Here is an 18,000-nt window from a genome sequence, read left to right on the forward strand (position 1 = left end):
AATCACCCACTACTTTCATCATTATTACTTTGATTATAAAACAGAACAGCTAACAAATCATTTTTGTTGGCTGTTCTGAGGGACTTTTTCAGTGGCCTTACGGGAAACGGGTCTCTCTGCGTAACCCGATGGCGATTATGACAACCCAACCCACTGCGGATTTTTGGAAAGAAGTTCAAGCATTAGCTGCCCATCACTATTCTTTGGAAAAAACACAAGTGGTCACTAATAGTGACGGTGGCGCTGGATATACAGCTGAGAAGTTCCAAGAAACCTTCTCACAAACGGAATATCCCGTCCTGAATCAATTAGATGCCTATCATGTCTTTCAAGGGCTTAATCGGGCGTTCGGGGCTGGAAAAAGTGAGTATAAAGACGAGCTGCGAAAAGCATTAAAAGACCATGATTTGGATCACTTTAACTTATGGATCGACACTTACGAAAGCACGCTTGATGATACCAAGAGGATAGAAAAAGTTCGGGCATTCCGTTCGTATATCTTAAACAATTGGGAGCGCATTATAGACTGGAGAGAGTGCGTTGATAACCCACCAGAGGATGCGAGAAGCTTGGGAGCGATGGAATCCAATCAACGCCATATTACTTACCGGATGAAGAAACGAGGCATGCATTGGAGTTCAGAGGGTGCTGAGGCAATGGTCAAAGTGAAGCAAGGCAAGCTAAACGGAACCTTAAGAAACGCTTACCTGAAGGATCTGTATCGAAGCGCCAGAAAACAGCGAGAGGTCAAAAAGGTGGTTCGAATGTCCACTTACCTACATCAACCAACTCGTCCATCTATTGGGGCTAAACAAGGCTCCATTGCCATGTATGCGTCTCATTCATCCGCCATTGGAAAGCTGGCTGAAACCTTTAGATAACTACCCTATCATTATGTGTTAGGTTCTTGGGTTGTAGAACGTAACACATAATGATAGGCCACCAAGCGATGCCAATCGCGCGGTAGCCGAAAAAGCGTACAAAAATAGAGTGCCAGAAATACTGGGGTGAAAAGGGTACCGAGAAAAGCTTGACACAAACATTTTAATGAAAACGATTGCGCAAATTTCAAAGATAGTATATTATATTTATATAGGTTGCGCAATCGTTTTCATAGACTTTGGCAACTTATTATGGTGAAAGGAGAAAACACTATGCTTAATACGTAATAGTTCTATCCACTATCCATACGCACTTCAGAAAGCGCTTGTTTTTTGTTGCTGTGGGACACATAAGGTTTAAAGTTATTCATCCAAGTAAAAACATACGAAAAAGAGGAGGATATAGGAATGAATACATTTAGTTGGAAAAAAATTACATTAGGTTTGGTTTTGGTGGCAGTTGTTTTTCTAGCAGCTTGTAATGGAGGAGAGGAAGGGACATCCGATTCATCTAATTCTTCAGACGGTGAAGAAAATACTGGATCTGCTACTTTAGAAGTTGGTGTTGAAGAAGGTTATGTTGACTTTATTAATGAAATTGCCCCTGCATTTGAAGAAGAACATGGTGTTACTATTGAAATTACTGAAAAAGACATGTTCGAAACTTTAGAAGCGTTACCATTAGATGGTCCAGCTGGACTAGCACCAGACGTCATGATCGCTCCTTATGACCGTGTTGGAAACTTAGGACAACAAGGCCACTTAGCAGAATATACTCTTCCAGATGATGGAAGGTATGATGAAACGGATCAAATGCAAGTAACATTTGAAGATAAAATCTATGGCGCTCCTTTCGTTATAGAAGCATTAGTTCTTTATTATAATAAAGATTTACTAGATGAAGCACCGCAAACTTTTGAAGATTTAGAAGCACTAACAGAAGATGAACGTTTTGCGTTTGGCTCTGAAAATGGTAAGAGTACAGCTTTCTTAGCAAATTGGTTAGATTTCTATAGCACATACGGACTTCTTGCAGGATATGGTGGCTATGTATTTGGACAAGACGGAACAGACCCATCTGAAATTGGCTTAAATACGGATGGCGCTATTGAAGGGATTACGTATGCAACAGAGTGGTTTGAAAATGTATGGCCACAAGGGATGATGGATGTTACTTCTGCAGGTGACTTCATCGATACCCAGTTCACAGAAGGAACAGCTGCTGCAATTATTGGTGGACCATGGCAAGCTGCTACTTATAATGAAGCTGGTGTTAATTTTGGAGTATCATCCATTCCTACTCTTCCAAATGGCGAGGCTTACCAACCATTCGCTGGTGGGAAAGCCTGGATTGTTAGTAACTATGCAGAAGATAAAGAATTAGCAACAGAATGGTTAACTTATGTAACAAACGAAGAAAACCAACAAACGCTATATGATATTCGTGCAGAAATTCCTGCAAACAACTTCACTAAAGAAACCGTTAGCCAAGGTGAAAGCGAGTTAACAACGGCGGTTATTGAACAATACAATACGGCAGTTCCAATGCCAAACATTCCACAAATGGCAGAAGTTTGGACAGGCGCGGAAACCTTAATGTTTGATGCTGCTTCTGGAAATAAAACACCAGAGGAATCAGCGAATGGTGCAGTGAAAGTTATTCAAGAAAATATTGAACAAAAATATCAATAAAAAGAAAAAATATGTTGCGGCAAGGCTTTTATAGCCTTTGCCGTACATTTATTCACAAGGGAGTGACATAGTTGTGGAACATACAGAGGCTCAAAAGAAGAATATAAGAACAGCGACTTGGCTCTCAGTCATTCCAGGTTTCGGGCAATTTTATAATAAACAAACCTTTAAGGGCATTGTTTTTCTTGCCATCTTCGCCTTGTTTATCTATGAAATGATTGTTTTTGGATTTCAGGCGTTTGTTGGGATGGTTACGCTAGGTTCAACACCTGGTCAAGATCATTCGTTATTCTTACTTATCGAAGGTTCCTTGCAGATTCTTTTAACGGTTATTTACTTTCTGTTTCATATCATTAATATGTATGATGCGAGACAAGTTGCGATATTACATGCTGAGGATAAGAACGTAAATAAATCGGTGATAGACGTTCTAAAGAATGTGTATAATCACGGATTTCCTTATCTATTTACAATACCAGCATATTTAGTTATGATTTTTGCCATTATCTTTCCGGTTTTAGTGACTATCTTTATTTCTGTTACTAATTATGACTTCTATCATATTCCTCCAGCTAGTTTAATTGATTGGGTTGGGTTTGATAACTTTGTCAATATGTTCTTCCTTAGTTCTTACCGCGATACCTTCTTCGCTGTACTAGGTTGGACGATTATTTGGACACTTGGTGCGACTACTTTACAAATTGCCATTGGTATTTTTACAGCGGTGGTATTAAATCAGAAATTTATTAAGTTCAAACGCATATTTGGAATAATCTTTTTACTTCCATGGGCTGTACCTGCTTTTATTACTATCATGAGTTTTTCCAACATGTTTAATGATAGTTTGGGTGCGATTAATACGCAGGTGATTCCGTTTATCGATTCGCTACTTCCGTTTATTGAATTAGATACATTACCATGGAAAACAGATCCATTCTTTACGAAAATTGCTATTATTCTCGTTCAGGGATGGTTAGGATTCCCTTATATTTACGTACTGGTATCGGGAATCTTGCAATCTATCCCAGAAGAGCAATATGAAGCGGCGAAAATAGATGGAGCCGGTCCAATCCATCGCTTCCGTCACATCACATTTCCAACGATTTTGACGATTGCAGCACCGGTATTTATTACGCAATATACCTTTAACCTCAATAACTTCAACATGATTTACCTCTTTAATGAAGGTGGACCAGGAAGTATTGGAGCAGGTGCAGGTTCAACCGATATCTTGATTTCATGGATCTTTAAGCTTACAACTGGAACATCGCCACAATACTCCATGGCAGCAGCTGTAACGTTATTTATTTCGATCTTTGTTATTGTTATTGCGTTCCTTGTATTTAAAAAGACAAAAGCATTTGAAATGGAGGATTAACGATGAGCAACTTATTTCAATCACAAAAATCTTCCCGATTCTTAACAAAGTTTTTCACGTATGCATTTTTATTACTGTTATCAGTCATCATTCTGTATCCGTTACTCATAACAGCAAGCTCTGCCTTTAAAGCTGGTAATATAGCAGCATTTGACTTAAGTTTTGATGCAACGTGGACACTTGATAACTTTAGAAGATTGTTTGCAGATACCCTATATGGTGAATGGTACATTAATACCTTAATCATCGCCTTTGTGACTATGGCTGTCCAGGTGACGCTCATTACGTTAGCTGGTTATTCCTACAGTCGCTACCGATTTATTGGCCGGAAGAAAAGCCTCGTGTTTTTCTTACTCGTGCAAATGATTCCAACTACAGCAACATTAGTAGCCTTCTATGTAATGGCCTTGCTATTGGGGGCACTAGATCAAAGCTGGTTCTTAATATTCCTCTACATTGGTGGCGGTATTCCGATGAATACTTGGCTAATGAAAGGATACTTTGATACGATACCAATTGATTTAGATGAATCGGCAAAACTAGATGGTGCTGGTCAATTTCGTATTTTTGCCCAAATTGTGTTACCTTTAGTGAGACCGATGCTAGCGATACAAGCTTTATGGGCATTTATGACCCCATTTGGTGAATACATGCTAGCTAAATTCCTATTGCGTTCACCGGAGAACTACACCGTAGCCATTGGATTACAGACATTTATTAGTAATCCACAAGAACAAAAAGTAGCACTCTTCTCAGCAGGGGCCATCTTAATTGCTGTCCCAATTAGTATCCTATTCTTTATGCTACAGAAGAACTTCGTGTCGGGATTAACTGCAGGTGGAACAAAAGGATAATTGATTTATATTACAGAAATGAAGTGAGCAGATGAAAACAGATATTTTCCCATTGAATTATTTTAAAAGTATATTCAGACCAACGAAAATGTTTACAGGTAGACATCAATTAAACTGGTTTCAAATAGTTATTGTGTTTCTCTTTTTAAATGGCTTAATCATGATTCCAGTGACAATCGATTTCACCGAGATGGATTCTTTCCCCATTGATGACACGTATCCGAATGCTTTTGAACTGATTGACCAATCAACGGTAACCTCTTTGGAAAATGCAACCTTCTCTCAAGGAGAAATGGAGCTTGCATTATCCTTCTATGATGAAAAGGAAAATGGGGTAGTTGGTGGGAATTTATCAACGAATGAAAAGGAGCAAGCACTAGAGGAAGCGAATGCCGTTATCTTCCAAAAAGAGGGTATTACGATTAAAGAAAAAGGAGAGCCTATTGCCAACATTAAATATACGAAGGACTTTGATTTATCTGACGTAACCAATGAAGCGGAACTAAAGGGAGTTATATCGGATCAATGGTTTACGCAGAATCAAGCAATCGTGATAGGTGGCTTAATATTTGCTGTCTTTGTTATCGCCTTAGCAAGCCTTGTTTTTCTAATCATTGGCGCTTCTTTCTTTGTTTATTTGACGAAGCGTGGGCATTTTTCATCGATTCAAACGTTTAAAGAATCGGTCAATTTAATTGTGAATACCCTTGGACTAGCAACTTTACTTGCGATGATTATGGGGCTGCTGGGATATGATATTACGGTTATCCTCCTTACTCAGTCAACGGCCCTTATCTTCATTCTGCTCGCGGTATTTTATTATACGCATTTTAGTGATGAGTATGTGGAATGGAAATTAGAACAGAAATTGGAAAACCAGTAGGCGGGGAAAAATCTTATTAGGGTTCTTTAATTATTTAGGAAAGAGGCTGGGACAAAAGTGTTTTAGTCAAAGGGAAATCCGAACTTTTAGTGCAACTAAACAGTTCGGATTTTTTAATGAGTAATATTGGGATACGTGTGCATTTTCTACCACTCTGGAAAGCGAGTCATTTCGCTGATACCCTACTCTCCTCCTCTGTTATTCCACGGATGGATCTATTGTTCCAAAATCCGAAAGCTTAGTGCTTCGACTTTTAATTTGGTAAGGTCTTTTAAAGACTTAGTAATTTTCCTTTCCTCCCCGAATTGCCATTCTTTCGTATTCGCCAATGGTAGATGGGAGTGCAAGTTAACCTGTATGGGAAGATTACTATTGTTCAAGACAAAAACTAGACGTCTGTTGGCTTGGTATTTTTCATAGATAATATAGTTTTCTTCATTATTAGCCTCAAGTACCCTAAACTCACTACCATTACCAAATACCGGATTTGTTTTACGAAGATGAATCAATTCTCTTACAAAATGGAACAGGTCTTGATTTTGCTTGGTTTCATCCCATTCCATACACGCACGACAACCGGGGTCTTGGCCTCCTGTCATTCCAATTTCATCTCCGTAGTAAATACAAGGTGATCCGATAAAGCTTAATTGAAAGAGAAAGAGCAAACGGGCACGTGCTTCTTCTCCATTGGATAGTGTTAGAATGCGTGGTGTATCATGACTATCTAATAGATTAAAGGCTACTTCATTGACATTTTTCGGATACATATGAAGAACTTCTGTAAGGCTATCGGCAAATTCACGAGCGGACATTTGGCCTTTTGCAAAGTACTCAATTGCTGCATTTGTAAAAGGATAATTCATAACGGCATCAAATTGGTCCCCCTGCAGCCATGGCATCGAATCATGCCAAATCTCTCCCAATATATAGGCATCCGGTTTTACTTCTTTTACTACTTGACGAAATTCCCGCCAAAACGCATGATCCACTTCATTAGCTACATCTAAACGCCAACCATCGATATCAAATTCTTCTATCCAATAGCGAGCAACGTTTAATAAGTAATTTTTAACATCCGGGTTTTCGGTATTTAGCTTCGGCATGGATCCTCCAAATGCAAATGTATCATAGTTCGGTTTTGGTTCTGGCTTAACAGGAAAATCCCATAAATGAAACCAATCTTTATATCTAGAATTCTCTTGGTTTTCCAGAACATCCTGAAAGGGCTTATAATAATAGCCACTATGATTAAAAACTGCATCGAGCATTACCCGAATTCCACGATGGTGACATTCCTGAACGAATTGTCGAAAGGTTTCCTTGTCCCCAAATTGAGGATCGATTTCCATGTAATCGATCGTATCGTATTTATGATTCGAATAAGCTTTGAAAATCGGAGTTAGATAAATCCCCGTTATACCAAGATCCTCTAGATAATTGAGGTTATCCATCATGCCTTGAAAATCGCCGCCGAAAAAATTAGAGATGGATGGATTAGCAGAATCCCATGGTAATGTTCCCTCTGGATCATTCGATGTATCCCCATTAGCAAACCGCTCAGGGAAAATCTGATACCAGACTGTATCTTTTACCCAGTTTGGAGCTGTGAACACATCCGCTTTATTAAGATATGGAAAACAAAAATAAAAGGCGGTATCAGCAGGGGGGATGTCATAAAATCCTCGTTCAGTATAAATCAAGCACTCCTCACCATTGGAACATTGAAAGCCATATCGCATGCGATGGAAATCAGGATTTACTTCCATAAACCAATAGTCAAAGAGACTGGTTGAACCTGTTTTTCTCATGGTTTTCATCTTATATTGGCAATGGTCGTTTTCCCATTCGTAGGGATCTCCGTAAATCAAAGAAACTGATTCCACATCTTCTTTTTTCGTACGTAATGTAATGTGTAAGGTATCTTCGTCATAGGCATAGGCAAAATTATTTGTCGGCCGATGGTAAATGGCTTCTTTTAACAAATTCGACACTCCTTTTAATAAAACGTTTGCATTATTAGGTAAAATTACTAAATGTTTCTCTCCTAGTATACCATTCTAATAGGCAATATGAAAACGCTAGCTTTATCATTGACTTATATTGAAATCAAGGTATAATAGCAATATAGTGATAGCGCAAACGTTTTCGCAAAGTATGAAATAATCAGTATAAAAAGCAATGTGAGTATAGAGTGCACGATGCAGTAAGGGTAATACACATGTGAGAAGACAAGACGTTCATTAACGTGAATCTTTGAGCGTTCTGTGCAGCATGTATGTTTGAGAAAAGCTCCATAGACGAAGAGCTTGTTCGCTAGCACGGTTTAGTTGTCTGACTCTGTTATGTGCGTAACGATTGTAAGCGGTGTAAATAGGTGAATACTATTTCGTTTGAATGGACAACCATAAGAATAATAGACATAGAGGAGAATTAGTTATGAAACAAGTATGGTGGAAGGAAGCTGTAGCGTATCAAGTTTATCCAAGGAGTTTTATGGATTCCAATGGGGATGGTATTGGGGATATCCAAGGTGTTATTTCTAAGTTGGATTATCTAAAAGATCTTGGAATTGATGTTATTTGGATAAGTCCAATCTATCAATCTCCAAACGATGACAATGGCTATGATATTAGTGATTATAAAGATATTATGGATGAATTTGGCACGATGGAAGACTTTGATTTATTGCTTGAAGAAGTACATCGTCGTGATATGAAATTGATTATGGATTTAGTGATTAATCATACTTCTGATGAGCATCCATGGTTTATTGAATCCCGTTCATCTAAAGATAATCCTTACCGGAATTATTATATATGGCATCCAGGAAAAGATGGCAAAAAACCAAATAACTGGGAATCCATCTTTGGTGGTTCCGTGTGGGAATATGATGAGAAAACCGAGGAATATTTTCTTCACGTATTTTCACGTAAACAGCCAGATTTAAACTGGGAAAATCCAGTAGTCCGCAATGAATTATATGACATGGTGAATTGGTGGCTCGATAAAGGAATAGATGGTTTCCGTGTGGATGCCATTTCTCATATCAAGAAGGTTGATGGATTCCCAGATATGCCAAATCCAGATAATGAAAAATATGTTCCTTCTTATGAGGGACATATGAATCGAGAAGGGATCCAAGTATTTTTAGAAGAATTAAAACAGAAAACCTTCTCCAACTATGACATTATGACAGTCGGAGAGGCTAATGGAGTAAGCGTAGATCAAGCGGATGAATGGGTCAGCGAAGACAATGGCAAGTTTGATATGATTTTTCAATTTGAACATCTCGATCTATGGGGCAAAAATGTTAATACAGGTTTAGATATTCATGCATTGAAAAAGACGTTGACAAAATGGCAAAAAGGACTGGAAGGAAAAGGTTGGAATGCTTTATTTTTGGAGAACCATGACCAGCCTCGTTCCGTCTCAACATGGGGAAATAGTGAAGAATACCGTGTAGAATCAGCTAAGGGATTAGCGACCATGTATTTCCTCATGCAGGGAACACCTTTTATTTACCAAGGACAGGAAATTGGAATGACCAATGTACAATTCCCTTCTATTGATGATTATGATGATGTGGGAATGCGGAATTATTACTATAATGAAATAGAAAAAGGGACTCCAGCAGAAGAAATCATGGAGGTCATTTGGCAATCAGGACGTGACAATTCCCGAACTCCTATGCAATGGAATGCCGAAAAGAATGCAGGTTTTTCAGACGGAGAGCCATGGATGAAGGTGAACCCAAATTACACCGAAATTAACGTAGAAAAAGAATTACAAGATCCGAATTCTATTTACCATTATTATAAAAAGCTTATTCAAATGCGAAAAGAATCAGATGTTCTTGTATATGGAAACTATCATCTCATTATGGAAGATCATGATAAAATTTATGCATATAAACGAACATTAGATGACGAGACCTTCGTAATTGTTACGAATTTATTTGCTGAAGAGGTAGAGTTTACGTTACCATCAGATATAGAAAATAGGAATAAGGAACTGCTTCTTACTAATTATCAAGACAATCAAGAGAATGTTTTAAAACCTTATGAGGCTAAGGTTTACAAGATTTTTAGATGAAATTATAGAAAGAAAATACGATGTATAAATGAACAAAAGGTCTCAAACTAATTATTTTTATTGTAGATAATAGAAAAATTACTAAAATATCGATGAAGATGGATATATAATAGATATAAAATACATTTCAAATATTAAGTAATTATTTAGGAAATGGTAGAGGGTGAAGAACTATGGTCACAATTAAAGATGTAGCGACAGCTAGTGGGGTTTCGCCCTCTACTGTTTCTCGTGTCATTGCAGATAGTCCTAGAATATCAAAAAATACAAAAAAGAAAGTACGTAAGGTAATGAAAGAGCTTGGCTATCATCCGAATGTAAGTGCACGTAATTTAGTAGCAAAATCCACAAAGGCAATCGGAGTCATTATGCCATCTTCAGCAGATACGGCCTTACAAAACCCATTTTTTCCTGAAATTCTTCGAGGTATTGGGTCTGTAATCCATAAAGAGAAGTATTCGATGTCGTTGACTACGGGTACATCAGATAAAGAGATATTACAAGAAGTAGAACGGATGGTTTTTGGTCGTTATGTTGATGGGATTATATTGCTTTATTCTCGAATCAATGATCCAGTGACAAACTTCCTAAGAGAGAATGATTTTCCATTTGTGATTGTTGGGAAGCCTTATGAACAAGAAAGCATGACGACTTATGTAGATAATGATAATTTCCAAGCAGGAAAGGAAATTACTCAACATTTGATTGAAAAAGGTCATGAACAAATTGCTTTTATTGGTGGATCTTTAGATTTGTTTGTTACTGTTGATCGTGAAGAGGGATATGTTGAGGCCATGAAGGAAGCGGGACTTGAAATTATGGATGCCTATAAAATTCACACAGAGTTTTTGAAATCTGGTGGACGGGAAGCAGTTGAATATTTGCTTTCGTGTGATATACGCCCAACTGGACTCGTTGTTAGCGATGACTTAATCAGCTTAGGAATACTAAGCAGATTGGAAGAAGCTGGTTTTTCCATTCCAGAAGATATTTCATTAGTTAGTTTTAATAATGTTTATTTATCAGAAATTACTAGTCCAGCATTAACAACTGTTGATATTCAAATTTATGAATTGGGTTCCCAATCTGCTAAAGCATTAATCGAAAAAACAACAAACATGGAGGAACCTCCCAAACGAATTATTATTCCTCATAAGATTGTGTACCGGAATTCAGTAAATAAACTAACTTAATTAGGGGAAAGGGGACGCGGGGACAGGTTCCTCGTCCCACTCTAATTTAATCTGATTGGGACAAGGAACCTGACCCTACGTCCCTTTATTTCATTGGCAAGTCCTCAATGCTGTCAATTTCCATATATTCTGGCACAACAAACCCTTGTTGTGCTCCTTCTAGGTTGGGACCTAAATCAGTGATTTCTTCTTTATACGCCTCATAATAAGAAGCCGCACCAATAGGAAGCCAGGCAATTAACATGCCATCTAGTTCTCCCTTCGAAAGACTTTCAAATGCAATCCCCATATCAAGTGGTGTCAATTCAACCGTGTAGCCCAATTCTTCAAGGACGAGAGCAACAACATTCGTTGAAGCAATTTCTGTTTCATAATTTGTATAGGCTAATTCGATTGACTTATCATCAACCGATGCAATGCCTTCCATCCAAGCATCCACTCTATCACGATTGTTTTCGATCCATTCTTGAGCTGCTACTTGCGGTTCAACTGAGTTGTCTTGTCCAAATTTTGACATTACTTCATTCATGTCTTCCACTTCCCAGTAGAAGTTGTCCAAGAACTGGTATGCTGATGGATGTTCTTCCTCTAAACCTTGTCTTACCATCGTATGTATATTTTCAGAAGCACCTAATGTTCCTTTTGGATCCTCTAAAAATTTCAAATCATATTCGCTGAACATCCAATGTGGCTGCCAGAGTGTAACGACAATTGGCTCTTCATTTTTAATTGCTTGCTGCAATTCCGTTATCATCGCTGCTTCTGTACTTGGGAATAGTTCCACATCCAAGCTGTATGATTCAATGGCTTTTTCTGCTATATCCATCGTTCCGGACCCTGGTTCAATCCCAACGATTTCTGTAATTTCTGCCGCCGCGGAGTCGTTATTATTCTCCTCGGCAGATTCTGACTGGCAACCTACTAAGAATAGTATAATACAGATACTTAGGAGTGCTATCCATTTCTTTGATGTCATTATTCTAGAAAACTCCTTTTCATAACAGATGTAACTTGTTATGTACATAATTTCTGCCAAACTGTTTTTGGCAGATAGTTTATATAATAAAACAGAACAAAAAATAGTACAAAGCTCCATTATAGCGATTATCCGTCATTTTTTCCGATTAACGTTATTTAGTGCGGCAAAGGGTTGGTTATTGTCAGAATATCACTTGAATTATTGGAAAAACTCGGATTTGCTGTTTTTTTTTTAGGGGAGGGGTAATGGGGGACTGACCACATTTTTTAGTAAAATGCCTTCCGTTAAAACTATATCTCTATGTTTCACTTTCCACTGGTAGGGGAAGAAAACTAGTGTATCAATTTTTAATAGAAAGGGTGGCTTTAATTGAGAAGAAATATACAATATCAACCAACTAAAAACCAACAGCTTACTGATGCACAGGAAGTACACTATTCTAGGAAATTTAAAAGAGCTGATATTGCTGGTGGGTATCGTAAATCGGAAGTAATAGAGGCCAAAAATGAAAATCCAAATCAATTAAAATAACATAATAACTAGTGAGATTGAGATTCAATTCCATTGGGGAGTTTGTCATTGCAAAAGTTTTATGGGGAGAATGCTGACAGGCACCCTGGTTCTATAAGGGGCAGTCCTCCACGACGCTCTAGCGAGAGAGAAATAGGGGACTGACCCCATTTTTTATTTTTTCCCTATTAATGAAGAGAAAAAGAGCATAAATAATTTAATTAGCAAGGATTTTAGTGGACGTATTACCGTCTGCTTTTTGTTGTTGATACAAGATATAAGTAATCTCAGCCTGTCTCTGTGTCATGTGAAATTCTCCTCGCTCGATTTTGGGAGCAATCGCTCGATTCGAAGCGATTCTCGCTCGTTTCAGACTAGCGCTCGCACGGTTTGGTGAGTTCCTTGCTCGATTTCGAGTGGTACTTGCACGCTTTGAAGAGTTCATCGCTCGATTTAAGTAGCTTCTTCCTCGGACTAGTGTCCTCGAGCAAGAGGGATTAACCCTGAACCATTTAGGGACAAGGAACCTGTCCCCGTGTCCCTTTCAGAGCGGGGACGAGGAACCTGTCCCTCTGTCCCTTTCCCTCTGTCCCTTATTCATATCTCAGTGATTCAATTGGATCTAGACTAGATGCTTTGTTGGCTGGTAATATTCCAAAAACAATTCCAATTATCATCGAGAATAATAGCCCACCGATGATTACAGGAAATGATACAAGCGAAGGCCAGCCAGCAAAGTGAGAAACGATGTTTGCCACTCCTCCACCAAGAAGGATTCCGATGGTTCCGCCTATTAGCGTAAGTGTCACAGATTCAATAAGAAATTGAACTAGAATTTGTCCTCGAGTTGCACCTAGAGACATACGAACACCAATTTCACGAGTTCGTTCCGTAACGGAAACTAGCATGATGTTCATAACGCCAATACCACCGACTAAAAGAGAAACACCAGCTATGCTGCCAATGATAATCGTCATAATTCTTGTCACTTGCCCTATTCCTGCAGCAATTTCTTCCATATTCAGGACATGGTAAGCTTCTTCCGTCCCATGAATCCTATTTAACATATCAGCAGCTTTCGTGCCTGCTTCCTCTAAATCTTCTGCCGTTTCTGCCTGTAGTGTCACTTGGCCAATGTGTTCGCTGTTGAAAGTATTTCTCCATGTATTCCAGGGAATATACACTTCATTTGAACCAAATGAAAGAAATCCGGTTGGTTTTTCCAATACACCAACAATTTCAACAGGTTGGGACTGAATACGGATAACTTTTCCAAGTGGATCATCGCCATCAAATAACTCTTCTCCAAAAGAATCACTTACAACCGCCGTACGACTGCCACCAAGGAAATCAGCAGACAATAGATTTCTTCCACTTGCTACATCTAATTCATTGACATCTAAATAGGTTTGATTAATACCTGTAATATATGCCTCTAATATGTTTTCCTGGTATCGTATTGACCCGAATTCACTGCTTGTTGCTACCACATTTGTCACTTCCGGGATAGTTTCAATGTCACTAATGTCTTCCTGTGTAAAAGGGGACATCAACAAATTTGGATCTCGCTGCATCTCCTCTTCAGAAGGTGTATAAAGTAATTCAATTGTGTTTCCTGAACCAACAAGCTGTGACTTTAGCATTGCTTCACCACCCTGCCCAATGGCAACAATGGCAATAACAGAACCAACTCCGATAATAATTCCAAGCATCGTTAATATGGAACGCATTTTATGAGTGAGTAAAGAAGAGAGTGCTATTTTAATATTCTCAAGTATACTCATTTCCCACTCCTCACTTTCTCAAGCGTACGTTCGTCTTGAACAAGCAACCCATCTCTAACTAAAACTTTTCTTTTTGCGTACGATGCTACTTCTAGCTCATGTGTCACAATGACAATCGTTGTTCCTTCCAAGTTTAACATCGTGAAAAGCTCCATAATTTGTTCACTGGTTTTTGTATCAAGTGCCCCTGTTGGCTCGTCCGCTAAAATGAGGTCAGGTTGATTCACAATCGCTCTCGCAATGGCAACTCGCTGTTTTTGTCCACCTGATAATTCATTTGGCAAATGGTGCATACGGTCAGTTAGGTTCACTTTTTCAAGTGCTTCATTTGCACGTTCTTCCCGTTCCTTCTTTTTAAATCCTGCATAAATCATAGGAAGTTCTACGTTCTTTAGGGCTGTTAAGCGTGGTAACAGCTGAAATTGCTGAAACACAAAACCAATGGATTGGTTTCTGACATGAGCAAGCTCCTTGTCATCATCATTTGATACAAGTTTTTCATTTAAATAATATTCTCCAGTTGTCGGACGATCCAGGCAGCCGATAATATTCATTAAGGTTGATTTTCCCGAGCCAGACGGCCCCATAATTGCTGCAAATTGCCCTTTTTGTATAGTTAAATCAATTCCTTTTAATACACTAACTTCCTCTTTTCCAAGTATATAACTTTTCTTGATGGCTTCGAGTCGTATCATGAAACAGTCACTTCCATGCCTTCTGTTATATTTTCATTTGGGTTGATAATCACTTGATCTTCAACATCTAGTCCATCCGTAATCTCGATAAAATCAACAGAGGTCGTACCAACTGTAACTTTGCGTTTTTCAACTTTTCCATCGTTAACGATATAAACATAGTTGATATCACTGTCTTGTTTTACAGTAGATAGAGGTAGAGTCTTAGCAGTAAATTCATCTGTTGTAATTTCTACCACCATTTGAAAACCTGGTTTTAACTGAACATCTTTATTTTCAACGGTCACGGAGATAGGATATTGTACAGTTGTTGTGTTATTCCCCATATCCATACCACCTGACTCCTCTGGTAAATAAGCGATATGATTTACTGTACCTGTCCAGGATTTATCCGGCACTGCATCTGCAGTCAAATTTACCGTTTGTCCCTCTTCAATACTCAATGTATCGTATTCTGAAATAGATCCTTCTACAACAAGCTGATTAAGTGAGGCAATGCGGATAAGTGAAACCTGCTCCGTTTGATTGGAAGAGGTAGCTTGTTCATTTACTTCCAGGACTGTTCCAGTGATTTCACTCGTTACCTCAAGATCTTTGAGTTGCTTCTCAATCGATTCTTTTTGCAGTTGTAGTTGTTTTATTTCAATGTTTGCCTGCTGCTCTTGAAGTTTTACTTGATCATGTTCTGTCTGAAGCATCTCATTTTTTTTATCCTTTTCCAGTTGTTCATCCAGATCACGATGCTTTTCTTTAAGGTCGTTTACTTGCAAATATGCTGATTCTAACTGTAGCTTATTTTGTTCCTGTTCCAGTTTAAGCTGTTCATTTTCATACCGAAGCAGTGGTGTACCCTCTTCAACAGCATCCCCTTCTGAAACTAATATTTCAGCTATTTCACCTTTTTCAGGTGAGTAGTAAATCGTTTGTTCATCTGACAACTTTAAAGTCCCTTGTGTTAAAACTTTATTTGTCATATTTTCTTCTTTTAATGTGGTTACCTCCACACTATGATTGTGTTCAGCTGCATTACTCCAAATATTTAGTCCGAATAATCCAGCAATAATAATAACAATGATTACTGCAATCCAAATTTTCTTCTGTTTCATTATATTAGACACCAACCATTCCACTTAACGCAGCACCAATCATCGCAAAGATAATACCAATAACAAAAAACACAATGGAAATGGTCCATGCTAGGCCTTTAGAAAAATCAGCTACCTTATGTAGTCCAATTGCCGTGAGAATAACTCCCCATATGCCGAAAACTTCTATACTATCAAATAAAGCACCAATTGCTCCCTCTGCTTGAATGAGAGATCCTAAACTAGTAAAAATTGTTTCTGGATTTCCACCAAGTAAGGCTATGCCAGTCCCATTAATAATAAGACTAAGTACAGATAAAATCATAAGATACGTATTCATAGAAAATAACTGTTTAAAGGAAACTTCTGATCTTGCTAATTTGGCAATAAGCCAATAGATAAAACTAATAATGAGAGTTCCTAAAATTGGTGAAATGACCCCCACAATAATGGAAATAACCACTGCAAAGCCCGCAAAAATAGCCATTTCGTCTTCTGAAAATCCTTCAATTCCTAAATCGGTACCTAAGATGGTGATTAACGTACCAACAATGAACAAAACACTGATAATTCCAAGTGGCGCCCAAATCTTTGGTTGTTCTTTGATTCGTTCAAATTGTTCAGTGGGGCTCCAAATCATTCCAAATAGTGAGGGTTTTCTCTGTTCAACCTCGTCTATTTCTTGCTTCTTTTCTTCAGACATCCCAAACATCCTTTCCAAATTTTATCTTCTATTATTCTACGATTATATATTAATAAAGTTTCAGTTTTCCTTAATAATGATTGAGAGGAATATAAGAAGTACTTGGGGTAGAGGTTCAGGAACCTGTAATCTGTACCCTTTATTCAGGTGTGATTACTCCCTTCATTAGGACCGGCACAGACTGTGTTCATCTGTACAGTTAGAGCTTATTACTTAAAAGAACTAAAAATCTTAATTAATATGCATAGTAATTTAGAACTATTATTGTGGTATAATATAGAAAATTCTATAAAATAGGGGGGTCATTCTTTGGAAGAGATTTCTGGTATGGAAAGGGAAATGAAACCTCTATTGCGTATTCACTAAATTCAACTTCATCGAATTGATAGAGTGAATTATAATAAAAATAAAGTTCTTGAAGTCTTCTGTGAGAGACTTATAAAGTTCCTCTTCATACTTACTGTTTCGGCTAAGATAAGAAATGAGTTCTTGTGGTAAATCATACATCTTTATATCTTTTTTTATTCGGCAACATATTGATCTAGAATGCTTAAATTTATCTGAATATGCACTAAAATATAGAAAAGATGCGTATCATAATAAAGATGAGCTTATTCAAATGATTTTTGATTATAATCGAACATTTATTAAAAAAGGTCAAGAAGTTATGATGGTTGATAGATTTTCAAATAGCTTTCATCAAGGATATTTCTGGTCCTGCTTTTTCTTTGACCCTTGCTGCACTGATGAATAAAATGGAGGTTTTAAAATGTTAATATTTTGGACCTATATAGATAAGTTGAATCATCCAAATAATGATGAAGCTGTATTAGAAATACTTACTGATATTTTTGAGAATGATTTATTGGACGAAAATAGCCAAAAAGAAATATCACAGTGCACAGAAGCTAAAGGAAATGGGAGAAGAAGATATTTATCAAGAAGTTAGAAAATTAATGGAGGAACATCCTGTTTATTCCCAGTTTATAGCGGTTGATAATCCTGTTGAGTATTAATCTATTGGAGGAAGTGCTAGTTCCTACTTATTTTAATTGGTAGGGCTGGCATTTTTACGTTTATAAGGAAAATAGGATCTGACTCCCAATTTACTAACGTAATAGAGATTTGGGGAGACTAACTCTCGTTTATAGGGTGGGACGAGGAACCTGTCCGAGGCCACTGAAAAACCATCCCTTTTATAGAAAGTGTTGAAGTAAAATAAAAAAAGAGAGTCCTTTTTTGTTTTTTTCACAAAAAAGTCTCTCTTTTTT

The 18,000-nt window shown here is 37.8% G+C and carries 14 protein-coding genes and 1 pseudogene; 9 read left to right on the forward strand and 6 right to left on the reverse strand.

Going from position 1 to position 18,000, the window contains the following annotated elements; genetic code table 11:
- Window positions 1-101 precede the first annotated feature (101 nt).
- The 5 genes and pseudogenes from D8M06_RS19045 to D8M06_RS19065 all read left to right on the forward strand — a co-directional run.
- A pseudogene (locus D8M06_RS19045) lies at window positions 102-881 on the forward strand (ISLre2 family transposase); the annotation flags it as partial.
- 408 nt (window positions 882-1,289) lie between these two features.
- Window positions 1,290-2,573: an extracellular solute-binding protein gene (locus tag D8M06_RS19050; RefSeq protein ID WP_121206168.1), complete on the forward strand. Its 1,284-nt coding sequence runs from the start codon at window positions 1,290-1,292 to the stop codon at window positions 2,571-2,573.
- Window positions 2,574-2,646: 73 nt separating this feature from the next.
- Window positions 2,647-3,951: a sugar ABC transporter permease gene (locus D8M06_RS19055; RefSeq protein ID WP_121206169.1), complete on the forward strand. Its 1,305-nt coding sequence runs from the start codon at window positions 2,647-2,649 to the stop codon at window positions 3,949-3,951.
- Window positions 3,952-3,953: 2 nt separating this feature from the next.
- Complete coding sequence (locus tag D8M06_RS19060; RefSeq protein WP_121206170.1) at window positions 3,954-4,805, forward strand: sugar ABC transporter permease; 852 nt, start codon at window positions 3,954-3,956, stop codon at window positions 4,803-4,805.
- 31 nt (window positions 4,806-4,836) lie between these two features.
- A complete protein-coding gene (locus D8M06_RS19065; RefSeq protein ID WP_121206171.1) occupies window positions 4,837-5,688 on the forward strand; it encodes a DUF1189 family protein in 852 nt (283 codons plus the stop codon).
- 215 nt (window positions 5,689-5,903) lie between these two features.
- On the opposite strand, the gene D8M06_RS19070 is transcribed toward D8M06_RS19065, so the two are convergent.
- The gene (locus D8M06_RS19070; protein WP_121206172.1) at window positions 5,904-7,670 is read right to left on the reverse strand and encodes a glycoside hydrolase family 13 protein; all 1,767 of its coding nucleotides are present in this window, start codon (window positions 7,668-7,670) and stop codon (window positions 5,904-5,906) included.
- A 454-nt stretch (window positions 7,671-8,124) separates the two neighbouring features.
- Here D8M06_RS19070 and D8M06_RS19075 point away from each other — a divergent pair, with 454 nt between their 5' ends.
- Window positions 8,125-9,780, forward strand: coding sequence for a glycoside hydrolase family 13 protein (locus tag D8M06_RS19075; protein ID WP_121206173.1), 1,656 nt, complete (start codon window positions 8,125-8,127; stop codon window positions 9,778-9,780).
- Between the two features lie 173 nt (window positions 9,781-9,953).
- Complete coding sequence (locus tag D8M06_RS19080; protein ID WP_121206174.1) at window positions 9,954-10,973, forward strand: LacI family DNA-binding transcriptional regulator; 1,020 nt, start codon at window positions 9,954-9,956, stop codon at window positions 10,971-10,973.
- Between the two features lie 85 nt (window positions 10,974-11,058).
- On the opposite strand, the gene D8M06_RS19085 is transcribed toward D8M06_RS19080, so the two are convergent.
- The gene (locus tag D8M06_RS19085) at window positions 11,059-11,949 is read right to left on the reverse strand and encodes a glycine betaine ABC transporter substrate-binding protein (RefSeq protein ID WP_121206175.1); all 891 of its coding nucleotides are present in this window, start codon (window positions 11,947-11,949) and stop codon (window positions 11,059-11,061) included.
- A gap of 372 nt (window positions 11,950-12,321) precedes the next feature.
- Here D8M06_RS19085 and D8M06_RS19090 point away from each other — a divergent pair, with 372 nt between their 5' ends.
- Entirely contained in the window at window positions 12,322-12,483 is a 162-nt protein-coding gene (locus D8M06_RS19090; RefSeq protein ID WP_121206176.1) for a YfhE family protein, read from the forward strand.
- A gap of 572 nt (window positions 12,484-13,055) precedes the next feature.
- Here D8M06_RS19090 and D8M06_RS19095 read toward each other — a convergent pair.
- Genes D8M06_RS19095 through yknW form a run of 4 tightly spaced genes read right to left on the reverse strand, consistent with a single transcriptional unit; the run spans window position 13,056 to window position 16,729 of the window.
- A complete protein-coding gene (locus D8M06_RS19095) occupies window positions 13,056-14,246 on the reverse strand; it encodes an ABC transporter permease (RefSeq protein WP_121206177.1) in 1,191 nt (396 codons plus the stop codon).
- Entirely contained in the window at window positions 14,243-14,941 is a 699-nt protein-coding gene (locus D8M06_RS19100; protein ID WP_121206178.1) for an ABC transporter ATP-binding protein, read from the reverse strand. The genes D8M06_RS19095 and D8M06_RS19100 overlap by 4 nt, the downstream gene beginning before the upstream one ends.
- Window positions 14,938-16,047: an efflux RND transporter periplasmic adaptor subunit gene (locus tag D8M06_RS19105; RefSeq protein WP_121206179.1), complete on the reverse strand. Its 1,110-nt coding sequence runs from the start codon at window positions 16,045-16,047 to the stop codon at window positions 14,938-14,940. Before D8M06_RS19105 ends, D8M06_RS19100 begins: the two co-directional genes overlap by 4 nt.
- 4 nt (window positions 16,048-16,051) lie before the next feature.
- Window positions 16,052-16,729: a YknW family membrane protein gene (gene yknW, locus D8M06_RS19110; RefSeq protein WP_158591835.1), complete on the reverse strand. Its 678-nt coding sequence runs from the start codon at window positions 16,727-16,729 to the stop codon at window positions 16,052-16,054.
- 769 nt (window positions 16,730-17,498) lie between these two features.
- Here yknW and D8M06_RS19115 point away from each other — a divergent pair.
- Window positions 17,499-17,678, forward strand: coding sequence for a hypothetical protein (locus D8M06_RS19115; protein ID WP_121206181.1), 180 nt, complete (start codon window positions 17,499-17,501; stop codon window positions 17,676-17,678).
- The last annotated feature ends 322 nt before the right edge of the window (window positions 17,679-18,000 follow it).

Source organism: Oceanobacillus halophilus (genome assembly GCF_003628505.1).
GTDB classification, from domain to species: domain Bacteria; phylum Bacillota; class Bacilli; order Bacillales; family Amphibacillaceae; genus Oceanobacillus; species Oceanobacillus halophilus.